Source organism: Enterococcus sp. DIV1368b (assembly GCF_050529595.1).
In the GTDB taxonomy this organism is placed as follows: Bacteria; Bacillota; Bacilli; order Lactobacillales; family Enterococcaceae; genus Enterococcus_B; species Enterococcus_B mundtii.
On the sequence record NZ_CP172883.1, the window covers coordinates 1,046,755 to 1,072,206 of the forward strand.

Sequence of the window (25,452 nt, forward strand, 5' to 3'; positions counted from 1 at the left end):
TGTCTTGAAGGTGTAAGATTTCTTTCATTTTCATATCAAATAAATAAGGGGGATAAATGATTTTCCTCCGCTATCTTGTCAACTATATGCTGAAGGAGCTGTCTCTAAGCCTTCAGTATATAGCTAACAGGAATACCTGTAATTGCCTTTAATGAAAGGGGGAGCGTTAAAAGAACCAGTTGGTTTTTTTGACATCAAGCTATGGAAGTAACGAAATCAGCTTCACACAAATTAAAACGTAAAAATACGTTGATTGCCTGGTCATTTATTGCACCGAACTTTATTGGATTTTTGATTTTTACTTTAGTACCAGTTATTTTTTCATTGATTTTAGCCTTTATGAAATGGGATTCCTTTAGTACACCCGAATTTGTTGGTATGCAAAATTTCACTCGCATGTTATCGGATGATACATTTTGGATCTCTCTTAAAAATACCTTTTTGTATACGATCGGTGTTGTTCCGTTGACATTGATTTGTTCATTGGGCTTGGCCATATTGTTGAATCAGAAAATAAGAGGAGTCAAATTTTTTCGGACGGCTTTTTTCTTTCCATATGTCACATCATTAGTTGCAATCGCAGTGGTGTGGAGCATGTTGTTCCATCCCACCATGGGACCGATCAACCAGTTTTTACGTATGGTTATCGAAAATCCCCCAGGTTGGTTGTCTAGTTCAGATTGGGCATTGACAGCGATCATTATCGTTAGTGTCTGGCGAGGGATGGGGTACTACATGATTTTATACTTAGCTGGCTTACAAGGGATCTCGAAAGAATTGTACGAAGCAGCTGCAATGGATGGTGCGAATAAATGGAAACAATTCATCCACATCACCGTGCCTGCATTGCGCCCAACAACCTTTTTTGTAACGATCATGTTGGTTATCAACTGCTTCAAGATTTTTGACCTTGTCCAAGTGATGACCGATGGAGGACCGGGGCGTGCGACTAATGTGTTAGTTTACCAAGTTTATAGTGAAGCGTTCGTAAAATTCAATTTCGGCTATGCTTCAGCGATCGCTATGGTCTTGTTTGTAATCGTCCTTGTGATTACAGTTATCCAGTTTAAATGGAATCAGATCCAAGAGAAAGTCTAAGGGAGGAGAACGGATGAACAATCGTTTAGAAAAAAAATCGTTTCATAAAATACTCGTGTTTATGTTGCTTCTAATTTTTTCACTGCTTACGTTAATTCCGTTTATCTGGATGATCTCAGCATCATTCAAAACGAACAATGATGTCTTTTCGGTTCCAATCCAATGGATACCTAAAACCTGGCATCCAGAAAACTATTCGGTCATTTGGACACGCATTCCATTATTGACCTTTTTTAAAAATACAGCCATTTTAAGTATCGTGATCACGTTGATCCAGTTATTTACATCAAGCTTTGCTGCTTATGGTTTCTCTAAAATGCATTTTAAAGGAAGAAATCTTCTTTTTCTTGCATATATTGGTACGATCGCTGTTCCATGGCAATCCTATATGATCCCACAATTTATCATGATGCGGCAATTAGGATTATCTGATACGTTACTTTCTTTGATTTTGTTACAAGCATTTAGTGCATTTGGCGTATTTTTATTGAAACAATACTATAGTAGTATTCCCGATTCACTTTGTGAAAGTGCAAGAATTGATGGATTATCCGAATGGGGCATCTATCGCAGGATCATCTTACCATTGACTAAACCAGCTTTGGCTAGTTTGACGATCATCACTTTTGTCAATACATGGAATGACTACATGGGACCATTCATTTATCTGTCATCTACAGAAAACAAAACGATCCAATTAGGATTGAAAATGTTCGTTGGCTTGTACGATACGGAATATGCCTTGATCATGGCAGCGTCTGTGTTGTCTGTTTTACCAGTTGCGATTGTCTTTTTAGCCATGCAAAAATATTTTGTTGAAGGTATTGCTTCTTCTGGGGTCAAAGGATAGAAAGGAAAGACTATGTTTAAAAAGCAAACATTTGAAACGAATGTTTACATGAAGCTGTTTCGTTTAGCATATAGTTTTCTGGCGGGCAATCTATGCTTATTACTGGTGAATCTCCCATTTTTTTTAGTCGTAGTAACTACTGCGATCGATATCAGGAATAGCCTCATTTTCTTAGGAAGTCTGTTTTTTTTCTTACCTGCCGCCATGACAATTTTTGCCTGGTTTGTTGAGGGAATCCAAGAAAACGAAGTTCCAGTCAAAACTTTTTTTCAATTGTATCGCCGGGCATGGAAAAAAAGTATGTACTTAGGTGGTCCAGGATATCTTGTAATCGTGATCTCTTTTGTCGATATCCTGTTTTTCATGCACCAACCAATCGGAAAATGGCTCATTCCTTTCTTTTTCTTATTGATCATCTTAGCTATTAGTCTGATCGCGAATAACTTTTATCTCCAAGTAAGAAATCCAGAAATCTCCATACGAAAAATCTACCACGTCTCTTTCTATTATGTATTGAAAAAGTGGTACATTAGTTTATTGAATACTATTTTGGTGTTTCTTTTGCTGATCGTGATGGTCGTTAAGCCCCAATTTGGTTTCTTACTCACTCCCTGTTTATTTCTAGGCTTGATTTATTTGAACTGTAAGCAGACCTATCGACATTTAAGTCAAAATCAGTAGACGCTAAAGAATAAAAAATTTGAAAAACAACCAGCCCCCAAAAGTGAGACCAAAAATCTAACTTTTGGGGGCTAATCATTTTGAATAATATTCATTTTGAATAATATTCATTGATCAGTGCCACGAAGATATAGGGGAAAGTTCAATAGATACTAGAATCGAAAGCTTTTTCCAACCAATAGCCATAGGACAAGTGGTATCAGGAACAGCCCGCTTGCAGTCATGATCCAATCAATTGAGATGACATCTGCTAATGGACCTAAAATCAACATCGTAGCCGGTGAAGCAATACTGATTGCCATTGTTACTAAACTCATGACACGCCCCATATGTGCATGATCGGTTTTTGCTTGGAAGAATGAAACCATAGCAGTTCGTGAGATGGGCACAACAAAACCAATTGCTACCATCATGGCGAAATACAGCCAGAAATTTGATGTCAGACCTAACAAAATAAAAGGGATGACCAACAATGAATAGCCTAAAGCAATCGTTTTGATTTTATTTTTGAAACCTCCCCAAGTACTCATCACAGATCCTCCAACTAACATCCCAGCAGCAAAACCAATCTCAATGGCTGATAGCTGCCATAGTCCGTCATGAAAATTACGAGTGATTTGTAAAGGCGCTAAATTTGCAGCAGGTGTAGAAAATATACTGCCCATAAAACCAACAAGGATCAGTGCGAGCAGGATTTTATGAGTACGGAGGTATTTGATACCTGAGTTTATTTCGGATAACACGTTTATTTTATTTGTTTCTTGAGATTTCATTGGGGAAACTGTTACTCGAAAAAACAGCATAGTCACACCGATAACCGCTGTCACAAAGTCGATCATCAATATCATCTCTAAAGGTAAAACTGTCAGTAATGTTGCTGCTAATGCAGGACTTGCAAGCATCATCACAGCTTGGATCGTTTGATCAATGCCGTTGATCCGTACTAAGTGCTTTTCTTTGGCAATTTGTGGAATGAGCGAAGAGACAGCAGGCGTTTGAAATCCTTGACCTACAGAGCGAATGAATATCAGTCCCAATAATAAGAAAAGATTATGCTCCATTTCTTTGTTTATCATCAATAAAATCGCCATGAACAAAGAAGCAAGTGCAACGCAGCTATCAGATAAAATAGCGATTTTTTTTCGGTCGTAATGATCAGCAAGTGCTCCTGCAAAAGGCATGACCAGCACCATTGGTAAGATGCCAATAGCGTTCATCAACCCAACCATCGTTCCTGATTGGGTTGATAATGTGACATGCCAAATAATAGCATACTGTACCAACATCGTTCCGATCATTGAGATGGCTTGCGATGTTAGTAAGTATGCTATGTTCGTTTTCCAATTCTTTTCATCATAAATAATTTTTGACATTTGTATTCTCTCCCTTTTGATATAAATCATGTGCTTAACAATTTATATGCCCAAAAGGGTTTTTCGGAGAATGTGTCCTAATTGCTGTCACGAATTTATCATATCTAAAAAAATTTGTAAAGAACAAATAGGAGGGAAGTACTCATGCAAACGATTATGATACTAAAAAGATCTTTTATTAGGAATGTAATAAATAACAATGTAAAAATGATAGGATGAGTTGCGTAATAAATTGATCTAAGAGATAGTAGTGAAATTGAATCCTTAAATATAAAGATGAATCAACCGCATTGATTTTGGATTTTCCAAAAATGAGCAACTATTAAATAACGATTTATTTTGATGGAGAAGTAGCTGATAAATTGTTTAGAGGATGTTTCTCAGTTTTTCGTTTTTTGATTGTCTTTGACGTATCTATTAAATAGAGAAGCGAAACTTTATTTTTGAAAGGAAAAGAGGGAGAGATGAGAAAACGAACAAACAACTTTTAATGGGTATAGTAGTGCTGATCAGTTTGGTAATGATTGGAATCGGCGGGAAAGTATACATGGATAACAGGGAAGAAAGAAAAGCGCAAGAATTGTTAGCAGTCGAGAAGCAATCGGTCCAAGTATTAAAAAATACATTTGCGGATATTGCAGAAGTTAAATTTGAACGTTCTGCTAAAAATGAAATGACAGGTTCATACACCCTATTTGTAACAATCAAAAATAAAAAAGGGGAACGTGACTCATTTTCTTTTTCTTTTTGGAAAGAGAGAAATGAAATTGGTTCATATATTATCAATAATGTAAATGTTCAAAAAGAAGGGATCACAAAAGAACCGATCCATATCGTATTCTCAAATAATATGGAGGGTAAACTATGACATTTAGTGATAAAGAATATCAAGAATTTAGTGATAAAGTATATCGGTTAGATCAAAATGATGATAAGAAATATGATTCAGATATGACAGAGGGAACTATTTTTAAAATAGATAAAAAATATAAAATTTTAAAGATTCAAGAGAACTTTGGTTCAGATGGCATGCAAGCTATGGCAGTCGCTCCGTTGGATGAAAAAGGGAACGTTGATACTTCCCGAGTAGTGATTTGTTATGCACGAACAAATATATAAGATATTAAGGATATAGAAAATGAATAAACGAATGAAAAGACAAATGTTAATAGGCATCACAGTAATAATTAGTTTGGTAATGATTGGAATCGGCGGGAAAGTATACATCGATAAGAGAGAAGAAAGAAAAGCACAAGAATTATTAATGGCAGAAAAAGAATCGGTCCAAGCTTTGAAAAATACATTTGCGGATATTGGAGAAGTGAAATTTGAAAAAACAGGATATAACAGTGTGACAGTTTCATACAGAAAGGTAGTGACTATGAAAAATTCAAAAGGACAATCCGTCTATTTTGATTTTGGATTTGGAAATCATAGTCAAGAAGTTGATGATTATGGAATTGTAGATAGACATGTACAAATTGAAGGGATAACCTATACCCAAGTAAAAGTAACTTATTCCAACGGTCAGGAGGAAGAGGGATGATTTTGGTAAAATAGTAGTTTGGTGTATTGGCGATAGTCTAAAAGCGAGAGGGATACGAATGAATAAACAACTGTTAATAGGCATCACAGCAATAATCAGTTTGATAATGATCGGAATCGGAGGGAAAGTATACATGGATAAGAGAGAAGAAAGAAAAGTGCAAGAATTATTAATCGCAGAAAGAGAATCGGTCCAAGCTTTGAAGAATATATTTGCGGATATTTTAGAGGTGAAAATGGAAGATGCAGGATATGACAATGTTTCCATGACGGGGGCTTATGGCATGCGCGTTACTCTAACAAATACTAAAGGCCAGTCTGTTTGTTTTTCCTATAGTTTTGGAAACCATAGTCGTGAAATTGGTAGCTATGGAGTTATAGATAGAACAGTACAAGTAAAAGGAATTACTAAAAATAAAGTAAAAGTGATTCATTCCAATGGTAAGGTGGATTATGTATGATAATTACAGATAAAAACTATAATCAAATAAGTGAGCAGGTATACTGGCTAGATCCTAAACATCCTAGATATAATATTGATTTAAAGGAATGGATCATTCAAAATTTCGGTGGGGCTGAATTCAAAATACTAAAACTCCGTGAAAACTCGAAAACAGATGGCATGCAAGCTATGGCAGTCGCTCCGCTGGATGAAAAAGGGAATGTTGATACTTCCCAAGTAGTGATTTCTTATGCAGGAACAAATACATCAGATTTTAAGGATATAGAAACAGATATACGAACGATCGGTGGTTTTTTTGATAAAACAGTTAGTCCGGGTTTTTCTATGACACCTAGTCAAGCACGTGTTTCAGGGCAATTGACGTCAGCAACTGAGTTTGCGAAAGAGGTAAAGAATGAGTATAAAGATGCCGAAATTTCTACAACGGGACATTCATTAGGACAGTATCTAGCCTTGTATGTCGCAGCTGAAAACCAATGGAAAAATGTTGGGTTCAATGGACCAGATCCTTACGAACTATTATCTCCAGAAGCAAAAAAATGGATAAAGGAAAATCCGGGGATGTTGACGAATTATCGTAATCGTGGGGATGAATTGCTTGGCAATCTCATGGGAGATGGAACAGGCGCAGAAATAAAAATAAGCATGGAAATGGGGTTAATGAATCCGTTTGATTATCATGGTTTAGATATTTGGAGGTTTGATAAATACGGAAATCTGATCATTCCAGAGAACGACTATAATACGAAAGCAAGTATACAACAGGAAAAACATAAAGCAATGAGTGATTTTTCAAGTCATTTGGGTACGTTGAAAAAATGGCGTGAGAAGTTTACTGCGAGTGGAGGACATTTATCAGCGAATGAGCGAATTTATTTGAATCATAGTCAAACAAAGGTAGTTGTAGAAACAATGGGACGAAAAACTAAAAGTGCAATGGAAGAAGTCATTCGAATCAATCAGAGTAGTATTGAACGAATCGAAATGAATTGGGCAGAAGAGGTACGAAGAGCGGAACATGCTGCACCTTCTTTAAGTGCTTGGGAAGTAAAAGAAACATTGGCATCTGTTGGCGTGACATGGGAAACACACGTAATGACGCCAAAGGAAAAATGTCAACAAAGAATCCAAAAAGCCAGACGAAAAGGCGAACGCTATGACGAATTGGCGAAAGAAATCAAAAATAAAATCGATGATTTAGTCGCACGAGATCAAGAATTAGCCAATCAACTAAAGGGATGAGGGAAGAAAATGACGATTGAAGAGTTGCAAGCAGACTATCAGAGAAAACGAATCAAACTAGAAGAAGAGGAAGACTTGTTGCGATATTTCAACCGAAAAGGAGAAGAAGTAGTTGAACAATCTGAACAACTGTTAAGGCGAAGTCTAAATGGTTTAGCCCGTGATAACGAACCGTTGATGAGAGCAAGGAAACAATATCAAATTGCAGAAGAGAAATATAAGACAGCATTAAATTCAGAACGACGTCAGTTACATCAACGATTCGATGATTTAGAACGAGAGTATCAAGCGGCTTATCGAAAGTTAAGTCAGTGATAAAAGAGCAATCATTACATAAAAACATACCAACATGTCGTTGAATCGGAACAATCGCACGTATCTTCTGATTGAGGGGAAATCATACCTTTTTACGAGTACAATAAACAGCTAAAAGTTAATTCTGCTTTACTCAATGAAAGTGGAGTTTTGAAATTCGAATTTTCTATATTTGGCAATTTTCTCATATAGATTAGTCTATAAAAATGTATCAATCAGAAGAGGAATTTAAGAATGATTGAGGAGCGCTTTCGTTGGTTATAGCGTAAAGTCTCTCAAAAGTAAGAGGTAGATAAGGAGGAAACTAGTTTGTCAAAATATATAATCTCTATAAATTAGATGTTAGATAACTTTATCTTGAGGAACTAATTATAGATTTTTGGCAACGGGAAGTCATGGATGAATTAGAAGATTTGTTAAATGAATTAAGAAAAACTTTAGAGCGATGGAATGTCCAAACTGTGGGAATTGCCATGCAGGGAAATTTAGCGGCAGAAAAGAAAACGACGGATAAAACCCATAAGGATGCGGTAAAGGAAGCGGAAAATTCATTTTCTAGTAGTCGTGATCAGTTAGAAAATTCTTTAAAAGGAGGATTTGCCAAAAAGGTAATAGAAGTATTCGATGAACAAGAAAAAGAATTGAAAGTGTTTGAATAAGTCAGTGTTATCACAAGAATAATAAGTGTTAGTTTGGCGGGCTGTTCACTCTATGTTTCTTTTTATAATTGATTTATCCGAACCCCAAGCTACCTTGTCTAATAAGTGGAGTTAAAATGTAAAAAAGAACTTGAGAAAACGATTTGTTTTCCCAAGTTCTTTTTCGATGTTGGATGATGGATTTCGTTTCAAAAAACACGCTATGCATTAGTCTATAGTATCAAGCCATTGCTTGGCATGGGTCAACTCATCCATTGTCAATTGATGTCCTTGATCTGTGATTTGTGTTGTTACTTTGGCGCCTCGTGAATCAAATTCGCGAACTAATTGACTAAATGAAGTATTAGAAACGATTGGATCTCCTTCGCCAAAGGATAACCAGACAGAAGTGTCAGGGAGTTCTGATTTTTCCTGATAGTCATCTAAGGACATCGGGTGAAAGAAGAGTCCTTTTTTTAGTTCTGTCTGTTGAGCCAACATGATATGAGCGGCAATATTTGCTCCGTTTGAAAAACCGACAACGATCCAATCAGTTAATGGGATATCTTGTAAGTGACTGATTTCCTTGATTTTATTATATAGGTTTGTAGATTCTTCAGCTAAACTATCATAGTCGAATTGGTTCAAGCCGTTTCTTTTGAAAAAACGATTCAAGCCTTGCTCGTTGATGTTCCCTCTAAAGGATAAAAGAGTACTTTCAGGTGCAAGAAACGCTGCAATTTCCAAAAGTGAGTGCTCATCGCCACCAGTTCCATGAAGTAAAATCAATTTTTTTTGTGTTGCTTTTCCTTGTCTATAAAGATACTTCAAATGACTCACTCCTGTCGTCGTTAATCTACCCGTTTTTGGTTCGCATCACGCGTGTCAAAAGGTCGAACATACGCTTCGATTTCTTTTCTTTTTGCTTCCAATAATGGTGGCAAAGCAAGGATCTCTCCAGCTGTTTCAGCGGGTTCATCTCCAAAGAATCCAGGGCCATCGGTGGCTAATTCAAATAAGACATGAGTAGAAGCTAAGAAATACTCAGATTCAAAGTAAAAGCGATCAACAAATCCAGAGCTAGGTAGGGAGGTCTGACTAATTTTATTGATCCAAAACTGCAGTGCTTCATGATTAGCTACACGTAAAGCGAGGTGATGGACATTGCCGTACCCTTCGATGGCTTTGGGTAGATCGGCACGATGTTCGACGATGATACTAGCGCCGTTTCCACCAGCACCGACTTCAAATAAATAAAAATCATCCACTTGTTCGATTTCTTTAAAACCGAGTAAGGCCAGCAATACTGTTCGGATCGGCTCAAGATCACTCACACGTACGATGACTGGACCAAGTCCAGTGATTGCCACGTCTGTCGGTATACTACTGTTTTTCCAGGGAATACCCGCAGGAACGCCGCTATTTTTTTCATCCGAAATCAATTGATACGCTTGTTCATCGAAATCTTCAAATTCAAGATATTTCTTACCAAAACGTTCTTTGATCTCAGAATGAGTGATTTGGTATTTTTCAAAGCGAGCCAACCAATACTCTAATGCTGTATCGGATGGAACACGAAAAGAAGTGCGCGCGATCGTGTCCGTTCCTTTCGTTCCTTTTGGCTGGTTGGGAAAATCAAAAAAGGTCATATCTGTACCGGCAGAGCCATGTTCGTCGGTGAAATATAAGTGGTAAGTTTCAATATCATCTTGATTCACTGTCTTTTTGATCAAACGCATGCCTAAAATGTCTGTAAAGAAGCGATAGATTTTTGCTGCGCTAGATGTCATTGCTGTCACATGGTGGACGCCTCTGATTGTTGTATCCATAATTTATCCTCTTTTCCTTTAACTTACAAAAAGTAAGTAAACGTTATTAAAGTTAGTATAGGACGTTACCAAAAATTTTGCAATAAATATGTCTTACTAGTTGAAAGAGAGGTTGCTTCTGGAATATTGTTCACTCGATTCAATGAGTGTGAGGGGGTGTAATCAGCTAAAACGATATAAAAAAGCAACGCTCACGATAGTAGGATCGTAGACGTTGCTTAGTTGAAATGACGATAGGAAAAGTCATAATACTTACTGATTTCCACGGACATCCAAAAGTGAATAGTTGCGGACATCAAAGCGATTGCGACTTGAGGAATACTCGATCGGTTGACCATCTTTGAGATAGACTACTTGCTGGACTTCAAGAACTGGATCGGTCTCTGCACAATTCAAATATTGTTGATCAAACGCAGAGCTTTTATCTGCTGAGATCGCGCGATAGGCTCCAGCAAAATGGACATTGAGTTCTTTGTGCAAATAATCATAGATCGATGATAGGAGATGCTCTTTCTTTAATCCTGGAACAAGTTGCACTGGCATAAAAGTATGTTCTAGAATATACGGTTCATCATCTAAGATACGTAGGCGATGAATATTATACACAGGCTGTTCCGCATCGATCATCAAGCGTTCTTGAATAAAAGCATTAGGAAACTCAACATCGAATTGAATGATCTGACTTGTCAGCGAGCGTTGTCGGCGTTTCATTTGTAAACTTAATCCTTCGTATTCATTAGCTGGAGAAGTATCTTTGTTTAAATAAGGATGGCTTAAAATCTTAGTTCCAGACCCTCTTTGGGAATATACGAGTCCTTCCATGGCTAAGATGTTGATGGCTTTTTTGATCGTCATTCGACTAGCATTGAATTCTTCGACTAGATCCACCTGATTTGGTAAAAAACTATTTGGTGGATATTTTTTTGAACGAATTCGATCTCTTAGGACATTTGCGATTTCTTCATATTTTGGCACGTTTTTCACCTCACTTTGAGTATAACGAAAGATCATAGCGCCGACAACCAATAAAAGCATGAGAAGCGCGGATAGCTTTATCAGAGAATTTATTTTTTAATTTTGGTACAGGAAATAGCTGACTGATATTTTATAGAGGACAGTTGCTCATTGCGATCAATGAAATACCAATTTATGTATGTTTCAAAACTTAAAGAAGCACCCATGAAAATGCAACGAGCAAATTTTCGTGGATGCTTCTTTGATTATTGTTCGTGAATATGATTATTTCAACTTCAAATACTACATTCCTTTAGTATAAGATCAAACAACATCCAAATCAGGTTGTTTATCTAAGATCATCAAGAATGGATACCAGATAACTGCAACGATCACAAAATCGATCACTTGGAGTAAGCCACCTAACCATGAGTTAGTGGCTAAGACACCACTTGCGATGATTGGCACTGTCCATGGAACGGAGACACCAGTTGGCGCTGGTACGATACCTGCTGCCATTACAAGGTAGTTGAACGTTGTTACGACTAATGGTGCGACAACCCAAGGAATCAAAATAGTTGCATTCAATACGATCGGTAAACCAAAAATTGCTGGTTCATTCACGTTGAAGATTCCTGGTGCAAGAGCTAAACGACCGACATCACGATATTGTTTTTTCTTCAAAACAAAGGCCATCAATAGTACAACTGCTAAAGTCATACCTGATCCACCGATTCCGACAGTGAATGTTTCCATAAATGGTTTTGTGATGATGTGTGGCAATTCTTGACCATTTTGGTAAGCTTCTAAGTTATCAAGCATTAAGGTGTTCCAAATCGGGTCCATCACAGAGTTGACAATGATTTGACCATGAAGACCAAAGAACCATAAGAATTGTACAAAGAACAAGGCAATTAAAGTTGCAGGTAAACTACTTCCTAAACCAGTCAATGGTTTTTGGATAACTTCGTAAACCACATCATGCAAGTTTGCGTGGAAGACACCAGTCATTACAGCATTGATGATCAAGAAAACGGTCAAAGTAACAACTGCTGGTATCAACGCCGCAAATGATTTTGTCACAGCGGGTGGCACGCTTGCAGGCATTTTGATCTGCCAACCACGTTTAGTGATTCGGCAGTAGATTTCACCTGCGATGAAAGCTGCGATCATCCCGATGAACATCCCTTTTGCACCTAAGCGATCAAGAGTCAACACACCTGATACTTCTTCGCCACCGACAGTTGTCATGACGAAAGGTGTTAAGATCAAGAAGCTGGCAAATGAGACAGCACCTCCAAAAATACCTTCTACATCATATGATTTAGATAAATAATAGCCAATACCAAAAGTAACAAAGACAGACATGATACTCATTGTTGCATTTTGTCCATTTCCAAATAAGCTAGACAACGTTCCTTTAGTCGCATCACTAAAGAAAGGTAAGTTATTGAAAACGACAACAATCGATCCGAACATTGTTAAAGGAAACGACAACATAAATGCATCCCGTAACACTGTCAAGTAACGATTTTGCCCTAGTAGGTTCGCTAAAGGCATGATTTTCTGAGCAAGTTTATCCATAAAACCGTTCATTTTATTCACCTCTATTATAATTTGCAATCGATTACAAAATGAGTATAACTTCAATTTAAATAAATGTCTAGTCATTTATTTAAAAAGTATTGATTTATTTTTAAGGTTTGGTATGATTACGTTATCAAAAGAAAAATAAGCGAGGGACTAAACATGACAAATTATGTATTTCCAGAAAATTTTTGGTGGGGTTCAGCTGCAAGTGGACCACAAACAGAAGGACGTGTAGCAGGAGATGGAAAAGGAGAAAATATTTGGGATCATTGGTACGACTTGGAGCCTGAGAAGTTTTTCAATCAAGTAGGACCAAGCAAGACTTCTCAAGTCTACACGAAGTATAAAGAGGATGTCGCATTGATGAAAGCTACTGGTCATAATACGTTCCGAACATCGATCCAGTGGAGTCGTTTGCTTCCTAATGGTACAGGGAAAGTAAATGAGCAAGCAGTCACTTTCTATCGTACGTACTTTGAAGAACTGATTGAAAATGGTATTGAACCCTTCGTCAATCTCTTCCATTTTGATATGCCGATGCCTTTACAAGAAAAAGGTGGCTGGTTAGCGAGAGAGACTGTTGATGCTTATGCTGAGTATGCCAAAACATGTTTTGAGTTATTCGGCGATCTTGTGAAGAAATGGTTTACGCACAATGAGCCAATCGTCCCTGTAGAAGGTGGCTATCTTTATCAGTTCCACTATCCAAATCATGTGAACTTCAAAGAAGCAGTTCAAGTGGGTTTCCACGAAAACTTAGCAAGTGCGAAGGCGATTCAGATCTACCATGAAACAGGACAAGATGGGGAGATCGGTATTATCCTGAATTTGACTCCAAGTTATCCACGTGACGAAAATAATGCGGAGGATGTGAAAGCTGCGGCGATTGCGGACGCCTTTTTCAATCGCTCATTCCTTGATCCAGCAGTAAAAGGTGAATTTCCACAAGAGTTGATCGATATCGTCAAAGAATTGGATATCATGCCTGTAATGGAAGAAGGCGATTTGACGATCATCCAAGAAAATAAAGTGGATCTATTAGGAATCAATTACTATCAACCCCGACGGATCAAAGCGAAAGAAACACCGATCGACAAAGATCGTGCGCCGTTACCAGATGATTATTTCGATAACTACGATATGCCGAATAAAAAAATGAATCCTTATCGTGGTTGGGAAATTTATGAGAAAGGTATCTATGATATCTTGACGAATACGAGAGAAAATTATGGCAATATCAAATGCTTTATCTCTGAAAATGGCATGGGTGTCGAAGGGGAAGAGCGCTACGTGAATGAACAAGGCATGATCGAAGATGATTATCGTATCGAGTTTGTGACAGATCATTTGAAATATGTGCATCAAGCCATTCAAGAAGGAACAAATTGTTTAGGGTATCATATGTGGACATGTATGGATAACTGGTCATGGACAAATGCGTATAAAAACCGTTATGGCTTTATCGCAGTCGATCTAGACCAAGATGGGAAACGGACGATCAAAAAATCAGGTCACTGGTTTAAAGAAGTAGCAACAAATAATGGTTTTGATGCTTAACTAACAGCTTAAAAAACGAGTGTTTTATAACTAAATGAATGGGATAAATTATTTTGAAATAAGGCGGTGAATCTAAAAATTAGATTTTCTGCCTTGTTTTTTCTGTTGGAACCATGGGCTTTTGAATCATATCCATAAGAATTGTTCTTCGTTTCTAATCGTGCTACACTAAAAGAAAAGAAGGAGGCGGTTTCAATGGTAGATACGTATAAAAATATTTTAGTAGCAATCGACGGTTCAGAAAAATCAGAAAAAGCATTTATTGAAGCAATCGCAACAGCAAAAAGAAATCAAGCAAAGTTACACATCTTGTATGTAAATGAGGTGTCAGGAAATTATTTTGGTGACTTTGCTTTTGTCACAACAAGTTTACAAGAAGAGTTAGATGAAGTGGCAGACAAACAAATGAAGGAACATCAAAATCTAGCGATCGAAAAAGGTTTGACGGATATTAAAACATATGTGTTATACGGTTATCCCAAAACATTGATCGCAAACTTCAACGAGTCACAAGAACCAATTGACTTGATCGTTATGGGGTCAACTGGGTTAAACGCCGTTGAACGTGCATTGGTTGGTTCAACGACTTCTTATGTGGTAAATCACGCGAAATGCAATGTGTTAGTAGTAAAATAGAAGATGATGTTCGAACTATTTACTTTTAACATATAATTTATCCGTTTTTGAGGATGCTGCATGATTCATTGCGCATCCTTTTTTGTTTTTCAGCAGAAAATGCGGTAGGATAAACAAGACAAACGTATTTCAAATAGGAGATGGATGAAATGGAACAACAATATGTCCAAGTAATGACGATCGCTGGATCAGATAGCGATGGAAGTGCAGGGATGCAAGCAGACTTGCATACGTTTTTTACAAGAAAGGTCTATGGGGTATCTGTTTTGACTGCTTGTGTCGCTGGAAATTCTTATGGAATCGGTGCAAGTGTTCCTTTACCTACGGATTTTATCGATAAAGAATTTGAACTGCTTGCAGATGATTACCAAGTCAAAGCAGCAAAGACTGGGATGTTAGCCGATGCGACATTGATCAATACCGTGGTCAAAAATATTCAACTGTATGATTTTGGTCCCTTAGTCGTTGATCCAGTCATTATGACGAAACATGGGAATCAATTATTGGAAGAAGAAGCGTTGACTACATTAAAAACAGCATTACTGCCATTGGCAGAAGTAGTGACCCCTAATTTTTATGAAGCCGAAAAACTAACTGGTCTCAAATTGAGAACAGAAGAAGACTATGAAAAAGCGGCTAAGATCCTCCAAGAGCTGGGACCCAAAAATGTTCTGATCAAAGGACATCATACTAGTGATTCCAATCAACAAACAGTGAGGGATTATGTTCGTTTAGCTTCAGGAAAAACATTTTGGTTAGAAGCGCCATTTTATGCAACAGATCGCATCAATGGAACAGGTGATTCTTTGTCTGCGTGTATTGCTGCAGAATTAGCAAAAGGAGAAACAGTGGAAGCAGCCATCCGTATTGCGAAACAATATGTCAATCAAGCAATCAAAGAAGAACTTTTTATTGGACATAAATATGGCCCAATCAATCATTGGGCGGCAAGTACGATCGACTAACTGATAGCAAAAATGATTTTAAACAGCACTCCCCTGATAGCTACTAGTGCATCCTAATGGATTCTGGTGGTTCTCAGGGGAGTTTGTTGATTAAGTAGATAACTTTAGAAAAATAAGTAGTTGTTTTTTGAAAAATAGTTAAACACTGTCTGGACTCCAAACGCCAGAGACGTCAAAACCAAATAGATCTCCCGTCTGACCTTTGATTTTTACATTGACACCGTATCCTTGATCTTCATAGGCATAGTTCGGAATAAAGTATTCTGCATTGATTGTCGCAATATCAACAAACCAGGTTTTACTGAAATTACCATTATTCGATTTTACGACACTGGCAGTAAATTGTTGATTCTTTGAACGCGAATTTGCTTTCATATAGGCAGAAGTAGCATTTTCTTTATGACGTACCCCCGTATAAGCGGAACTACCTCCAATACTAGGAGTAAAGGTAAAGTGAAAGGCAGTGTCTGCATTGTTGCTTAGCGTGTTGACCTCATTTGCAAATGAAGGGATTGCAATAATAGAACCTCCTAAAACTCCTAACGAAACTGTTGCATAAAATAACCTTTTTTTCATCTTTTTAACATCCTTTCTTAATTTTTGTGTGTTATTATATGTTTCGTAATAAGTATATCCCATGTTTAAAGAAAGCGCAAACAAAAAAATTTTAGTAGGAGAAGGTTTATGAGAGCAATTCTATATCGTGTGCTAAGAAGACGTCAATTTATTTATATGTTAGCTTTTATGGTAGTTCTAGGTTTATCTTGCTTGTTTACATATGGTATCATTGGGCAATACCCATGGAAGGGAGGGTATGACGAACCGACCAGTCTTTATTCATTGCATATGCTTGTTATTCCGGCAGTAACTTTAATAACGTTTAAGTTTTCTTTTTCATTGCTTGCAACGATTCCGATAGGGGATATTTTAGCGGAAGATCGCCAGAGTGGTTATATGAAATCGATGGTGTCTCACATCACGTTAAAAAAGTATTTGATCAATCATTTTTTGTTGGCTTTTCTCATTGGTGGGTGCTTAGTGGTTATTCCTGTCCTTGTTAATTTTATTAGCCTCCTGTTTTTTATTCCTGTGACGCCTTTGCATCGATTTTATAGTATGTTTTTGGTCCCTTCTGATGAATTCATGCCCCATTTGTATTATGACCATCCAGGCATCTATTTGTTAGTGCGAAGTGCCTTTCTCTTTTTGTATGGTGGCTGTCTCTCTTTATTTGCTAGTATTTGCGCTTATTTAACACATAATCGTTACCTTGCTATCTTGATTCCAATGTTTTTTGTTTTAGTCAGCGATATGTTGATCAGTGTGTTGCGTGCTGCAAAGTATAGTTTGAGTGATCAATTTATTGGTACAGAAAATCTTCAGTTGACAGGCGTTTTGTTTGTCATAACTATACTGCTATTTGCAGTCATGACGGTGATCTATGGGGTGAAGAAGAATGAGATTTAAGCAAACCATTTGCTATTATTTGTCGCTTACTTCACATAAGAAAATCTGGGGATTTTTTTTCATAGGGATGATCTTCAGTTTGGGTAATTTAGTTTATCAGTATTATCAGATGGGACAACAATACGACGAGTTAGATTTACTGCTTTATGGACCATACGGTATTTTAAATGGAGGAATAAATGGATTTATCAGTTCTATTTATTTGATGCTATGGCTGTTTTTTATCCATAGCATAGATAAAAAAACAGAAGAAAATTTTTACTTATTACATGTTAAAACAAAGTTGAAACTATTGGTGAATAAGGATCTAATCATGGTTTTGAGTCTGATCCTCTACATAATTTTCGTTTTCCTGGGATTTATTTTCGCCTACCTCATCATGTACGCTCTCGTTAAGGGAGAATTGGTGGAGGCAGAGCTAACTTTATTGAATGTTGGTAAGATCGCAGCCATCAAGTACTTACAATTTCTATTTATGGGACATCTTTTTCTCTTATTAAATAGAGTAATTAGAAATTATTTAGTCGTTGTATTAATGGTTATGACAGTATTTATTATAAACTTAGTTGACTCATTTCCGGCTTTTAATCTCGTGTTTATCGTTAATAGACAACAAATAATGGCTCAAGGTACATTTATCGCTTGGCTTGGTTTATTGATTTCTCTGAACCTTTTGCTTTTTGCAGCAAAATATACAGTCATTCTACTAAGGAGGTCCAACCAATGGTGCTTACCTCGATCATGATAGTCACTAGACGGATGATCAGTTTTACCTTTACCTATGGGAAAAAATGGTGGATCTCTACTGGGGTGTTTTTGATAGGTTACCTTTTAGCGATTAAGTATATGTATCCTAGGATTCTTTTTGATGGAGAAAGTATCCTTACTTTCTTGTTTCAAGGTCCTTATCCTATTCATAACTATACAGACTATTTACTTCCTTATCTTTGGCTTTTGTTTCATCTGTTCTCATTGCTATTTATTTTTTTCCCGATCATTGAATTATTGGAAACACAAAGTATTTTTTTATTGATCCGGATCAAAAGTAGACGTAAATTGGCAATTTCAATTTTTCTTACGATCATAGTGGATTGTTTTGCCTATCTTCTCATTTTTTTCAGCGTACTTTTTTTGATTTTTTATTCCGCTGATTTTTGGTCGTTGGCTGTTATACACTATAGCTTTCTTTTATTTTCGACACTAATCTTGCTTAATTTTTTAGCCGTATTCATTTATTTTATTTATTCAAACGGTATCTTCTCGTTATTAATCTGCATGGGCATGCTGGTTGTTGCAAGTCTAGTCAATTTTAAGTTTATGCCTTATAAATATTCATTGATTCTAACTAATGATATTCATTTCTATTTGACCCATCCTACATTATTCGTGGTTTTAGGAATACAGTTGGGATTATTGTTAGGTTATTTGGTTGGTATTTTATTTTTCATTCGTAGGCACATATTTTAGGAGGGTTTCCATGGCATTTTTAGAAATAAAAGAAGTAACCGTTGAAAGAAAAAAACAACGAATCCTTAATGAGGCAACGATTTCAGCTGAGCTTGGTGACGTTGTAGGTTTCATCGGTCAAAATGGTTCGGGTAAAACAATGCTTTTTAAAGCAATTTGTGGCTTTATTCGTCTTTCAAAAGGAAAGATCAAGGTAGGGGAAGAAACAATCGGCAAAGAAGTAGACTTTCCTTCTCATACAGGAATGTTGATTGAAAATCCTGGATTTATTGGTTCGATGACAGGTTTTGATAATTTATATAGCTTGTCGTTATTGACCGATAATGTCAAAAAAGCTGAGATTGTTGAACTATTAACACTCGTAGGTTTATTGGATAAACAGAAAGTTAAGGTTGCTAACTATTCTTTAGGAATGAAACAACGTTTAGGAATCGCACAAGCGTTGATGGGCGACCCGACGATGATCATTTTAGATGAGCCTTTTAATGGGTTGGATAATCAAGGCATCGAATTATTGATCGAGATAATTGAAGAATTGAAGTTAAGAAATAAGCTGGTTTTATTGACTAGTCATCGAAACGAAGATTTGCAAAGAGTTTGCACCAAATTTTATCAAGTTGATCGTGGAAGTTTTTCAAGAATTGAGGTATCGAATGATGAGAAAAAGTAAAATTTTCTTTTTTTGTCTGGGCGGTTCAATAATCTTAGCAGTCGCGGCAACTCGTATTATCGAAATCAATCGTGGAGTACCCAAATCATTTGCAATTACCACTTACCATTTGAACGATGTAGTCTCTTTAAATGATTTAGAACTCACTGTTTTAAACTATTCTAAAGGAAAGTCCTATCATTATGATGGTGGGAACCCGATGGACCAATATGAGTTTATGCCTGTGACAGTTACAGTAAACGTCAAAAATATATCGCCGGATGCCCAGGATTTGGCAATTTTGAAAGAAAGTCGGTTATTTAGTGGCTACAACTATTACAATACAGGTGATGTTGACTTTCCGCAACAGGTACTAGATCCTCAACAGCAAACGACGCTTACATATGTCTACACGGTCGATGCAGAAAAAGTAGAAGAATCCTTTCAATTTGTGTTAACAACTCAAGCTTTACTTCGATTTGATCAAGCGAATTATCATGCTAGTTACGATAAAGGAGTCTATAAAGGTGTAGCTATCCAGCTATGATCGTTCCAATTCAATGGAAATTTTGAAGGGTCTCTTTTTTTCTTAATACTGTAAAGACAGCTCAACAAAAGAAACTCCCTTAGCAGCCTTTGAGAAATCTGCTAAGGGAGTTTCTTTCTTGAAATATCCTATCAATGAAATAAGGTTGTCATTACAACTGTTGATTATTGAAGGAAAAATAGGTTACAAAATCGGTGAGAATAGTCTGGAGATTTGTTGTTTGAACAGCAACCAATTTGACATTTCTTTGACTGTTTCAGTAGTCATCGGGTTGCTTGCTTGTTCATCAAGTACGAATTGATCAGCTAATTGTTGCAAGAAAGCTGCATCATAAATGATTGCACTGCTTTCAAAATTCAAGCGATAGCTTCGGATATCTTGGTTGGCTGAGCCGACCATGCAGATTTCGTCGTCCATGATCAATGTTTTCGCATGTAAAAAGCCATTTTCATAAACTAAGATCTGTACATTTTCTTTGATCAATTGGCGAGCGTAGTACTGAGTTGCTCGGTAGATGAAAGGATGATCTGGTTTGTTAGGGATCATGATTTTCACCTCTACGCCAGAAGCAGCAGCGATTTTTAACGCAGCAATCACACTTTCATCAGGCACTAAATAAGGTGTTTGGATCCATACACGTTTTTTTGCTGAACTGATCAGCTTGATAAAGGATAACTTTATCTGTTCCCGTTCATTGTTCGGTCCGCTAGACACAAGTTGAATCGATGTTTGGTATAGTTGATCCTGATCTTCTTTCTCTGCTTTAAAGAAATAATCTAAATGATAGCCGACTTTTTTTTGATCTGGAACAGAGACATTCCAATCCATCAAAAAGCGAAGCTGTAATAAAGAGGCAGCAGCCCCATAAATTCGAATATGCGTATCTCGCCAATAGCCAAATTTTTTGGTGTGGTTGACATATTGATCGGCGATGTTGAAACCACCTGTGTATCCGATCTTGCCATCAACAACGATGATTTTCCGATGATCATGATAATTTAGACGAAAGCGTAGAAGTGCCCGTTGCGAAGTGATGAACGTGTGGACATGACCGCCATTTTCGACTAACTTTTTAAAATCTTTTGTTTTTGTGCCGTGGGAGCCAAAGGCATCATAGAGTAAACGGACTTCGACACCTTCCGCTGCTTTTTTTTCCAATACTTTCAAGATTTGTTGGCCGATATTGTCAGTAACGAAGGCATAATATTCGATATGGATCGAATGCTCAGCTGCTTCGATATCTTTCAGGACGGCTGTTAATTTTTCTTGACCGTCTGTTAGTAAAGTGACGGCATTTTTTCGCGTGAGTGGCATTTGATTCAAGGATGAAAAGAAATCAACGAAATGCTGATGATCTTCATTCTGGATGATGGGATCATAATGTTCTAAGGTATCTCCCTTGAAATCCTGGAAATTTTCCAGTTCGGTTAAATCACTCTGACGCAGATAGAATTTTTTCTTGTCGGTCAACCCCCGGCCAAAGAAAAGGTAGAGAATAAAACCAAAACCAGGTAAAGCAAATAAAACGAGCAACCATGCCCAGATCGCTGCGACGTCACGAGGTTTGATCAAGATAGTTACAAGTGCAATAAGTGCGTTCAGTACATATAAGAAAGTAATAATGCTTCCTACCACGAGTGAATCCTCCTTTATATAATAACACTAGTATAGCATGAGAAAGGTGAGAAGCCTATTCACAAGAAAACAAAGGTGGAAATTTTTTGAAAATATCATGAGCGATAAGCAAAAGTTGTTGCAATTTAAAAATAAATCATGTAGGATAAAAGTACAGTTGAATATCTCCTTAGGGGAGTAACCGACAACATTTGTTGTGATAATATCAACAGTAAGTTAACCAATTGGTTTTCTGGTATTGTATGAAATGGTGAGACCTAAGACAAATCCGTATTTGTCTTAGGTCTCTTTTTTTTCAGGCGATAGCGGAAACAATAACTAAAATGGGGGATGAAAGTTGGAAAACAAGGAACACGCACAATCAACGGTCTACAAAGAATCGATCGACACGTTGATGCAACAAACGCAAAGCTCACCTGATGGGTTGAGTAGTACGCAAGCAAAAGAAAAATTGGAAAGAGATGGCTTGAACCAACTGAAAGAAGCGCCGAAGAAGCCAACTTGGAAACTGTTTCTCGAAACTTTTAAAGATGCGATGGTAATTGTGTTATTAGTTGTTGCATTGATTCAAATGGTGATGGGTGATTATATCGAATTTTTCGTTATCTTTGCCGTGTTGCTATTGAACTCAGTGATCAGTGTGATCCAAACGAAAAAAGCAGAAGGTTCGCTTGAAGCGTTGAAAAATCTTTCTGCACCAGATGCAAAAGTGATTCGTGACGGAAAAGAAATGACGATTCCGGCGAATGAATTAGTGGTTGGGGATATCGTTTTACTTGATGCAGGTGACTATGTACCGGCAGATGGACGTTTGTTAGAAGCTGGTTCATTAAAAGTTGACGAAGGGATGTTGACAGGTGAGTCGACATCAGCAGAAAAAGAAGTAGTAGAAATCACTCAGACTGTGCCGATCGGTGATCGCTTGAATATGGTCTTTAGTGGGACGATCATTACTTACGGTCGTGGGAAATTCTTAGTGACTGCTACAGGAAACAATACAGAAATCGGTGAAGTTGCTGGTTTGTTAGAATCAACAACGGAACAAGTGACACCACTACAACGTGGGTTGGATAAATTCAGTAAGAAGTTAAGTTTAGCCATTTTAGGCTTATCATTAGTGATTTTAGGTATCCAGTTATTCCGTATCTACATGGGTGGCGGAACAGGAGATATGACGGCGGATATCGTTAGTGCCATCATGTTTGCAGTTGCGGTTGCCGTAGCAGCGATCCCAGAAGCATTGCAATCGATCGTAACAATCGTCTTATCATTAGGAACAAATAAAATGGCGAAACGACATGCCATCATCCGTAAACTTCCAGCCGTAGAAACACTAGGTTCAACGAGTATCATTTGTACAGATAAAACTGGAACATTGACACAAAACAAAATGACGGTTGTTGACTATTATTTAGCTAATGGGGCAACTGGTGATTTTTCAAATGATCCAAAAAACTGGTCTGTCGATGAGCGTCGTTTAATTGAGATCAGTGTCTTGGCAAATGATGCGTCAATCAGTGAAGATGGTTCTAAACTAGGTGATCCAACAGAAGTAGCGTTTGTTGACTTCAGTGAAAAAATGAACCAACCTTATCGCGAGATCCGCCAAACGTATCCAAGACAAGCAGAATTACCGTTTGACTCGGATCGAAAATTGATGTCAACAGCACATGAAATCGACAATCAAAAATTCTTATTTGTCAAAGGTGGACCAGATATCGTGTTTGGTCGCAGTACAAAAGCATTGGTAAATGGTGAAGTCGTGCCAATGACAGATGAGTTAAGAAAAAAATTCCAAGAACAAAACGAAGCATTCTCAAATCGCGCATTGCGTGTGTTAGCCTTTGCTTACCGTCCAATCAATAGCTTAGAATTATCATTTGATGATGAAGATGATTTGATTTTAGTCGGTATCATGGCAATGATCGATCCGCCAAGAGAAGAAGTTACACAAGCGGTGAAAGAAGCGAAAAGTGCTGGAATCAAAACGATCATGATCACTGGTGACCATAAAACAACTGCGGTAGCTATTGCAAAAGAAATCGGTATTTTTGCTGAGGGTGACCAAGCGTTGACTGGTACAGAATTAGATGAGCTATCAGAAGATCAATTGAATGAAGTATTGGAAAAAGTAACGGTTTATGCGCGTGTATCTCCGGAAAATAAAATCCGTATCGTGCGTGCTTGGCAAACAAAAGGTCATATCTCTGCGATGACTGGTGACGGAGTAAATGATGCTCCTGCCTTGAAACAAGCAGATATTGGTATTGCAATGGGTACAGGTACTGACGTAGCCAAAGATGCTGCAGCAATGGTTCTGACAGATGATAATTTCGCATCGATCGTCAGTGCAGTGGAAGTAGGACGTAATGTTTTTGATAATATCAAAAAAGCCATCTCTTACTTGTTCTCAGGAAACCTAGGTGCGATCATCGCGATCATCTTTGCCTTAGTTGCAGATTGGTCAAATCCATTTACAGCCTTACAATTATTGTTCATCAACTTAGTCAACGACTCATTACCAGCAATCGCGTTAGGAACTGAAAAAGCAGAGCCAGCGACAATGAAACGCCCACCAAGAGATCCAAATTCAGGTATCTTTACGGACAAAACATTGATCTCTGTGACGTATCGTGGCGTATTGATCGGTATTGCAGTTATTTTTGCTCAATGGTTAGGAATGCAACATTCACCTGAATTTGGCGTAGCGATGTCCTTCACAACGTTGATCTGGTGTCGTACATTGCAAACATTCCCAGCCCGTTCAAATACCCAAACAGCAATCCAAGCTGGTTTCTTCTCAAACCGCAGTGTCCTATTAGCAGTTGCTGTATGTAGTGCGCTTTACTGTATTGCGATGATCCCAGGACTAAAAGAAGTCTTCTCGATCCCAGCAGCATTTGGATTGACTGAAGTCTTCACATGTATCGGAATCGCGCTAGTAACAGTTGTATTGATGGAAATCACTAAGATGATCTTGGTACGTGTACAAGGAAACAAATAATCATCAAAGAAAAAATAGTTCATCTATTACTTACGAATAACGATGAAATGTGATAGTTTTTAGCCTTTCGAATCAAAAAGAGATCCACGAGAATCGTTTCTTCGATTTTCGTGGATTTTGATTTCTACTAAGAAACAAAGCTCATCGTTTTTCTGATAAAATATTTATTCCGAAAAGTGAAGATGAAGGGAGAAACATCCAAATGGACAAAGAAGAATGGAATACCTTTGCGAAAGACTATTACGAATCACAAAAAGAATCTAGTACGACGATCGTAGAGGATGTCGTTGCTTATCTAAAAAGCGAGGATTTATTACCAGCTGGCTCATTCGCAGATGTTGCCGGTGGTGCAGGGCGTTATCTGCCGTTAGCAAAAGAAATAGAACACTATGAGTTGATTGATTTTTCAGAAGAAATGCTTGTATATGCTGAACATGAAGCACAAGTACTGGGGCTAAATAACTGCCAATTCATATTGCAAGATTTTAGTAATTTTTTACAAGAAGAGAAGACCTATGAACTTGTTTTTTCGGCAGCAAATCCCGCCTTGGTTTCTTGTGAACAATTGGAAAAACTGCGTGGGAAAGCGACGAGAGCTTGTTTGATCCTAAGAGTAGTCTCCTCAGAAGATAATGTCTTCGTACCCCTTGAAAAGCATTTAGGGATCAAGGAATCTGACCCTAACACCTCGCCAACTATTATGGATCGGTTTGAGACGTATTTATCAAAGAAACACCTTTCTTATAAGAGAACTGAATTCACTTATGATTCACAGGAAGAAGTCACGCCTTCATTCTTGCGGGCTTATTATGAAGAAATGCAAGATGATCCACGTTTTCAGTCAGCTCTCCAAGAATTATTTAAAAACAGTGAGACAATTCAGAGTACAAATAAACTGACCTATCGATTATTGACTATCTATTAGTCAACGATCGAGGTCAGTTTTT

At 37.5% G+C, this 25,452-nt stretch carries 26 protein-coding genes; 19 read left to right on the top strand and 7 right to left on the bottom strand.

Annotated features, from left to right (window positions below):
* The first annotated feature begins 201 nt into the window (after positions 1-201).
* The 3 genes from IGJ19_RS04965 to IGJ19_RS04975 all read left to right on the top strand — a co-directional run bounded on the left by IGJ19_RS04965 (position 202) and on the right by IGJ19_RS04975 (position 2,629).
* Entirely contained in the window at positions 202-1,098 is an 897-nt protein-coding gene (locus IGJ19_RS04965) for a carbohydrate ABC transporter permease (RefSeq protein ID WP_430604453.1), read from the top strand.
* 61 nt (positions 1,099-1,159) lie between these two features.
* Positions 1,160-1,948, top strand: coding sequence for a carbohydrate ABC transporter permease (locus IGJ19_RS04970; protein ID WP_430604561.1), 789 nt, complete (start codon positions 1,160-1,162; stop codon positions 1,946-1,948).
* A gap of 12 nt (positions 1,949-1,960) precedes the next feature.
* Positions 1,961-2,629 carry a DUF624 domain-containing protein gene (locus tag IGJ19_RS04975; RefSeq protein ID WP_071868031.1) on the top strand — a complete coding sequence of 223 codons (669 nt, stop codon included), beginning with the start codon at positions 1,961-1,963 and terminating at the stop codon, positions 2,627-2,629.
* A 152-nt stretch (positions 2,630-2,781) separates the two neighbouring features.
* Here the strand turns inward: IGJ19_RS04975 and IGJ19_RS04980 are convergent, their stop codons facing one another.
* A complete protein-coding gene (locus tag IGJ19_RS04980) occupies positions 2,782-4,002 on the bottom strand; it encodes an MFS transporter (protein ID WP_086334473.1) in 1,221 nt (406 codons plus the stop codon).
* Positions 4,003-4,492: 490 nt separating this feature from the next.
* Here IGJ19_RS04980 and IGJ19_RS04985 point away from each other — a divergent pair, with 490 nt between their 5' ends.
* The 7 genes from IGJ19_RS04985 (at position 4,493) to IGJ19_RS05015 (ending at position 8,226) form a co-directional block, all read left to right on the top strand.
* Complete coding sequence (locus IGJ19_RS04985) at positions 4,493-4,870, top strand: hypothetical protein (protein WP_071868029.1); 378 nt, start codon at positions 4,493-4,495, stop codon at positions 4,868-4,870.
* Positions 4,867-5,121, top strand: a complete 255-nt coding sequence (locus IGJ19_RS04990) for a hypothetical protein (protein WP_100917241.1) — start codon at positions 4,867-4,869, stop codon at positions 5,119-5,121. The genes IGJ19_RS04985 and IGJ19_RS04990 overlap by 4 nt, the downstream gene beginning before the upstream one ends.
* Before the next feature lie 19 nt (positions 5,122-5,140).
* Positions 5,141-5,548 carry a hypothetical protein gene (locus tag IGJ19_RS04995; RefSeq protein ID WP_430604454.1) on the top strand — a complete coding sequence of 136 codons (408 nt, stop codon included), beginning with the start codon at positions 5,141-5,143 and terminating at the stop codon, positions 5,546-5,548.
* 58 nt (positions 5,549-5,606) lie between these two features.
* The gene (locus tag IGJ19_RS05000) at positions 5,607-6,008 is read left to right on the top strand and encodes a hypothetical protein (protein WP_074801843.1); all 402 of its coding nucleotides are present in this window, start codon (positions 5,607-5,609) and stop codon (positions 6,006-6,008) included.
* Positions 6,005-7,252, top strand: coding sequence for a lipase (locus tag IGJ19_RS05005; RefSeq protein WP_074801846.1), 1,248 nt, complete (start codon positions 6,005-6,007; stop codon positions 7,250-7,252). Before IGJ19_RS05000 ends, IGJ19_RS05005 begins: the two co-directional genes overlap by 4 nt.
* 9 nt (positions 7,253-7,261) lie before the next feature.
* Positions 7,262-7,567 carry a hypothetical protein gene (locus tag IGJ19_RS05010; protein WP_074801849.1) on the top strand — a complete coding sequence of 102 codons (306 nt, stop codon included), beginning with the start codon at positions 7,262-7,264 and terminating at the stop codon, positions 7,565-7,567.
* A 395-nt stretch (positions 7,568-7,962) separates the two neighbouring features.
* Complete coding sequence (locus IGJ19_RS05015; RefSeq protein ID WP_010735819.1) at positions 7,963-8,226, top strand: hypothetical protein; 264 nt, start codon at positions 7,963-7,965, stop codon at positions 8,224-8,226.
* Positions 8,227-8,433: 207 nt separating this feature from the next.
* On the opposite strand, the gene IGJ19_RS05020 is transcribed toward IGJ19_RS05015, so the two are convergent.
* From IGJ19_RS05020 to celB, 4 genes are all read right to left on the bottom strand, one after another.
* The gene (locus IGJ19_RS05020) at positions 8,434-9,036 is read right to left on the bottom strand and encodes an alpha/beta hydrolase (RefSeq protein ID WP_074801852.1); all 603 of its coding nucleotides are present in this window, start codon (positions 9,034-9,036) and stop codon (positions 8,434-8,436) included.
* Between the two features lie 20 nt (positions 9,037-9,056).
* The gene (locus tag IGJ19_RS05025) at positions 9,057-10,034 is read right to left on the bottom strand and encodes a ring-cleaving dioxygenase (RefSeq protein WP_074801854.1); all 978 of its coding nucleotides are present in this window, start codon (positions 10,032-10,034) and stop codon (positions 9,057-9,059) included.
* Between the two features lie 252 nt (positions 10,035-10,286).
* Positions 10,287-11,009, bottom strand: a complete 723-nt coding sequence (locus IGJ19_RS05030; RefSeq protein WP_023519447.1) for a GntR family transcriptional regulator — start codon at positions 11,007-11,009, stop codon at positions 10,287-10,289.
* A gap of 303 nt (positions 11,010-11,312) precedes the next feature.
* The gene (gene celB / locus IGJ19_RS05035) at positions 11,313-12,584 is read right to left on the bottom strand and encodes a PTS cellobiose transporter subunit IIC (RefSeq protein WP_010735815.1); all 1,272 of its coding nucleotides are present in this window, start codon (positions 12,582-12,584) and stop codon (positions 11,313-11,315) included.
* Between the two features lie 153 nt (positions 12,585-12,737).
* On the opposite strand from celB, the gene IGJ19_RS05040 reads away from it, so the two are divergent.
* From IGJ19_RS05040 to thiD, 3 genes are all read left to right on the top strand, one after another.
* Entirely contained in the window at positions 12,738-14,135 is a 1,398-nt protein-coding gene (locus tag IGJ19_RS05040) for a glycoside hydrolase family 1 protein (RefSeq protein ID WP_071866322.1), read from the top strand.
* A 195-nt stretch (positions 14,136-14,330) separates the two neighbouring features.
* A complete protein-coding gene (locus IGJ19_RS05045) occupies positions 14,331-14,771 on the top strand; it encodes a universal stress protein (RefSeq protein WP_086334483.1) in 441 nt (146 codons plus the stop codon).
* A gap of 149 nt (positions 14,772-14,920) precedes the next feature.
* Positions 14,921-15,736 (top strand): bifunctional hydroxymethylpyrimidine kinase/phosphomethylpyrimidine kinase, encoded by an 816-nt coding sequence (thiD, locus tag IGJ19_RS05050; RefSeq protein WP_142433608.1) that lies wholly within the window; start codon positions 14,921-14,923, stop codon positions 15,734-15,736.
* A gap of 138 nt (positions 15,737-15,874) precedes the next feature.
* Here thiD and IGJ19_RS05055 read toward each other — a convergent pair whose 3' ends face one another.
* The gene (locus IGJ19_RS05055) at positions 15,875-16,312 is read right to left on the bottom strand and encodes a hypothetical protein (RefSeq protein ID WP_142433607.1); all 438 of its coding nucleotides are present in this window, start codon (positions 16,310-16,312) and stop codon (positions 15,875-15,877) included.
* A gap of 108 nt (positions 16,313-16,420) precedes the next feature.
* On the opposite strand from IGJ19_RS05055, the gene IGJ19_RS05060 reads away from it, so the two are divergent.
* The 4 genes from IGJ19_RS05060 (at position 16,421) to IGJ19_RS05075 (ending at position 19,866) form a co-directional block, all read left to right on the top strand.
* Positions 16,421-17,203 carry a hypothetical protein gene (locus tag IGJ19_RS05060; protein ID WP_142433606.1) on the top strand — a complete coding sequence of 261 codons (783 nt, stop codon included), beginning with the start codon at positions 16,421-16,423 and terminating at the stop codon, positions 17,201-17,203.
* The gene (locus tag IGJ19_RS05065) at positions 17,193-17,948 is read left to right on the top strand and encodes a hypothetical protein (protein ID WP_066025613.1); all 756 of its coding nucleotides are present in this window, start codon (positions 17,193-17,195) and stop codon (positions 17,946-17,948) included. The genes IGJ19_RS05060 and IGJ19_RS05065 overlap by 11 nt, the downstream gene beginning before the upstream one ends.
* A 732-nt stretch (positions 17,949-18,680) precedes the next feature.
* Entirely contained in the window at positions 18,681-19,340 is a 660-nt protein-coding gene (locus IGJ19_RS05070) for an ATP-binding cassette domain-containing protein (RefSeq protein ID WP_142433605.1), read from the top strand.
* Complete coding sequence (locus IGJ19_RS05075; protein WP_142433604.1) at positions 19,327-19,866, top strand: DUF4352 domain-containing protein; 540 nt, start codon at positions 19,327-19,329, stop codon at positions 19,864-19,866. The genes IGJ19_RS05070 and IGJ19_RS05075 overlap by 14 nt, the downstream gene beginning before the upstream one ends.
* Positions 19,867-20,049: 183 nt before the next feature.
* On the opposite strand, the gene cls is transcribed toward IGJ19_RS05075, so the two are convergent.
* On the bottom strand, positions 20,050-21,501 hold the full coding sequence (gene cls / locus IGJ19_RS05080; RefSeq protein WP_430604455.1) for a cardiolipin synthase: 1,452 nt from the start codon (positions 21,499-21,501) through the stop codon (positions 20,050-20,052).
* Between the two features lie 337 nt (positions 21,502-21,838).
* Here cls and IGJ19_RS05085 point away from each other — a divergent pair, with 337 nt between their 5' ends.
* Together IGJ19_RS05085 and IGJ19_RS05090 are read left to right on the top strand one after the other, a co-directional pair.
* The gene (locus IGJ19_RS05085; protein ID WP_142433602.1) at positions 21,839-24,505 is read left to right on the top strand and encodes a cation-translocating P-type ATPase; all 2,667 of its coding nucleotides are present in this window, start codon (positions 21,839-21,841) and stop codon (positions 24,503-24,505) included.
* Positions 24,506-24,707: 202 nt separating this feature from the next.
* Positions 24,708-25,430, top strand: a complete 723-nt coding sequence (locus IGJ19_RS05090) for a class I SAM-dependent methyltransferase (protein WP_142433601.1) — start codon at positions 24,708-24,710, stop codon at positions 25,428-25,430.
* Positions 25,431-25,452: the final 22 nt, after the last annotated feature.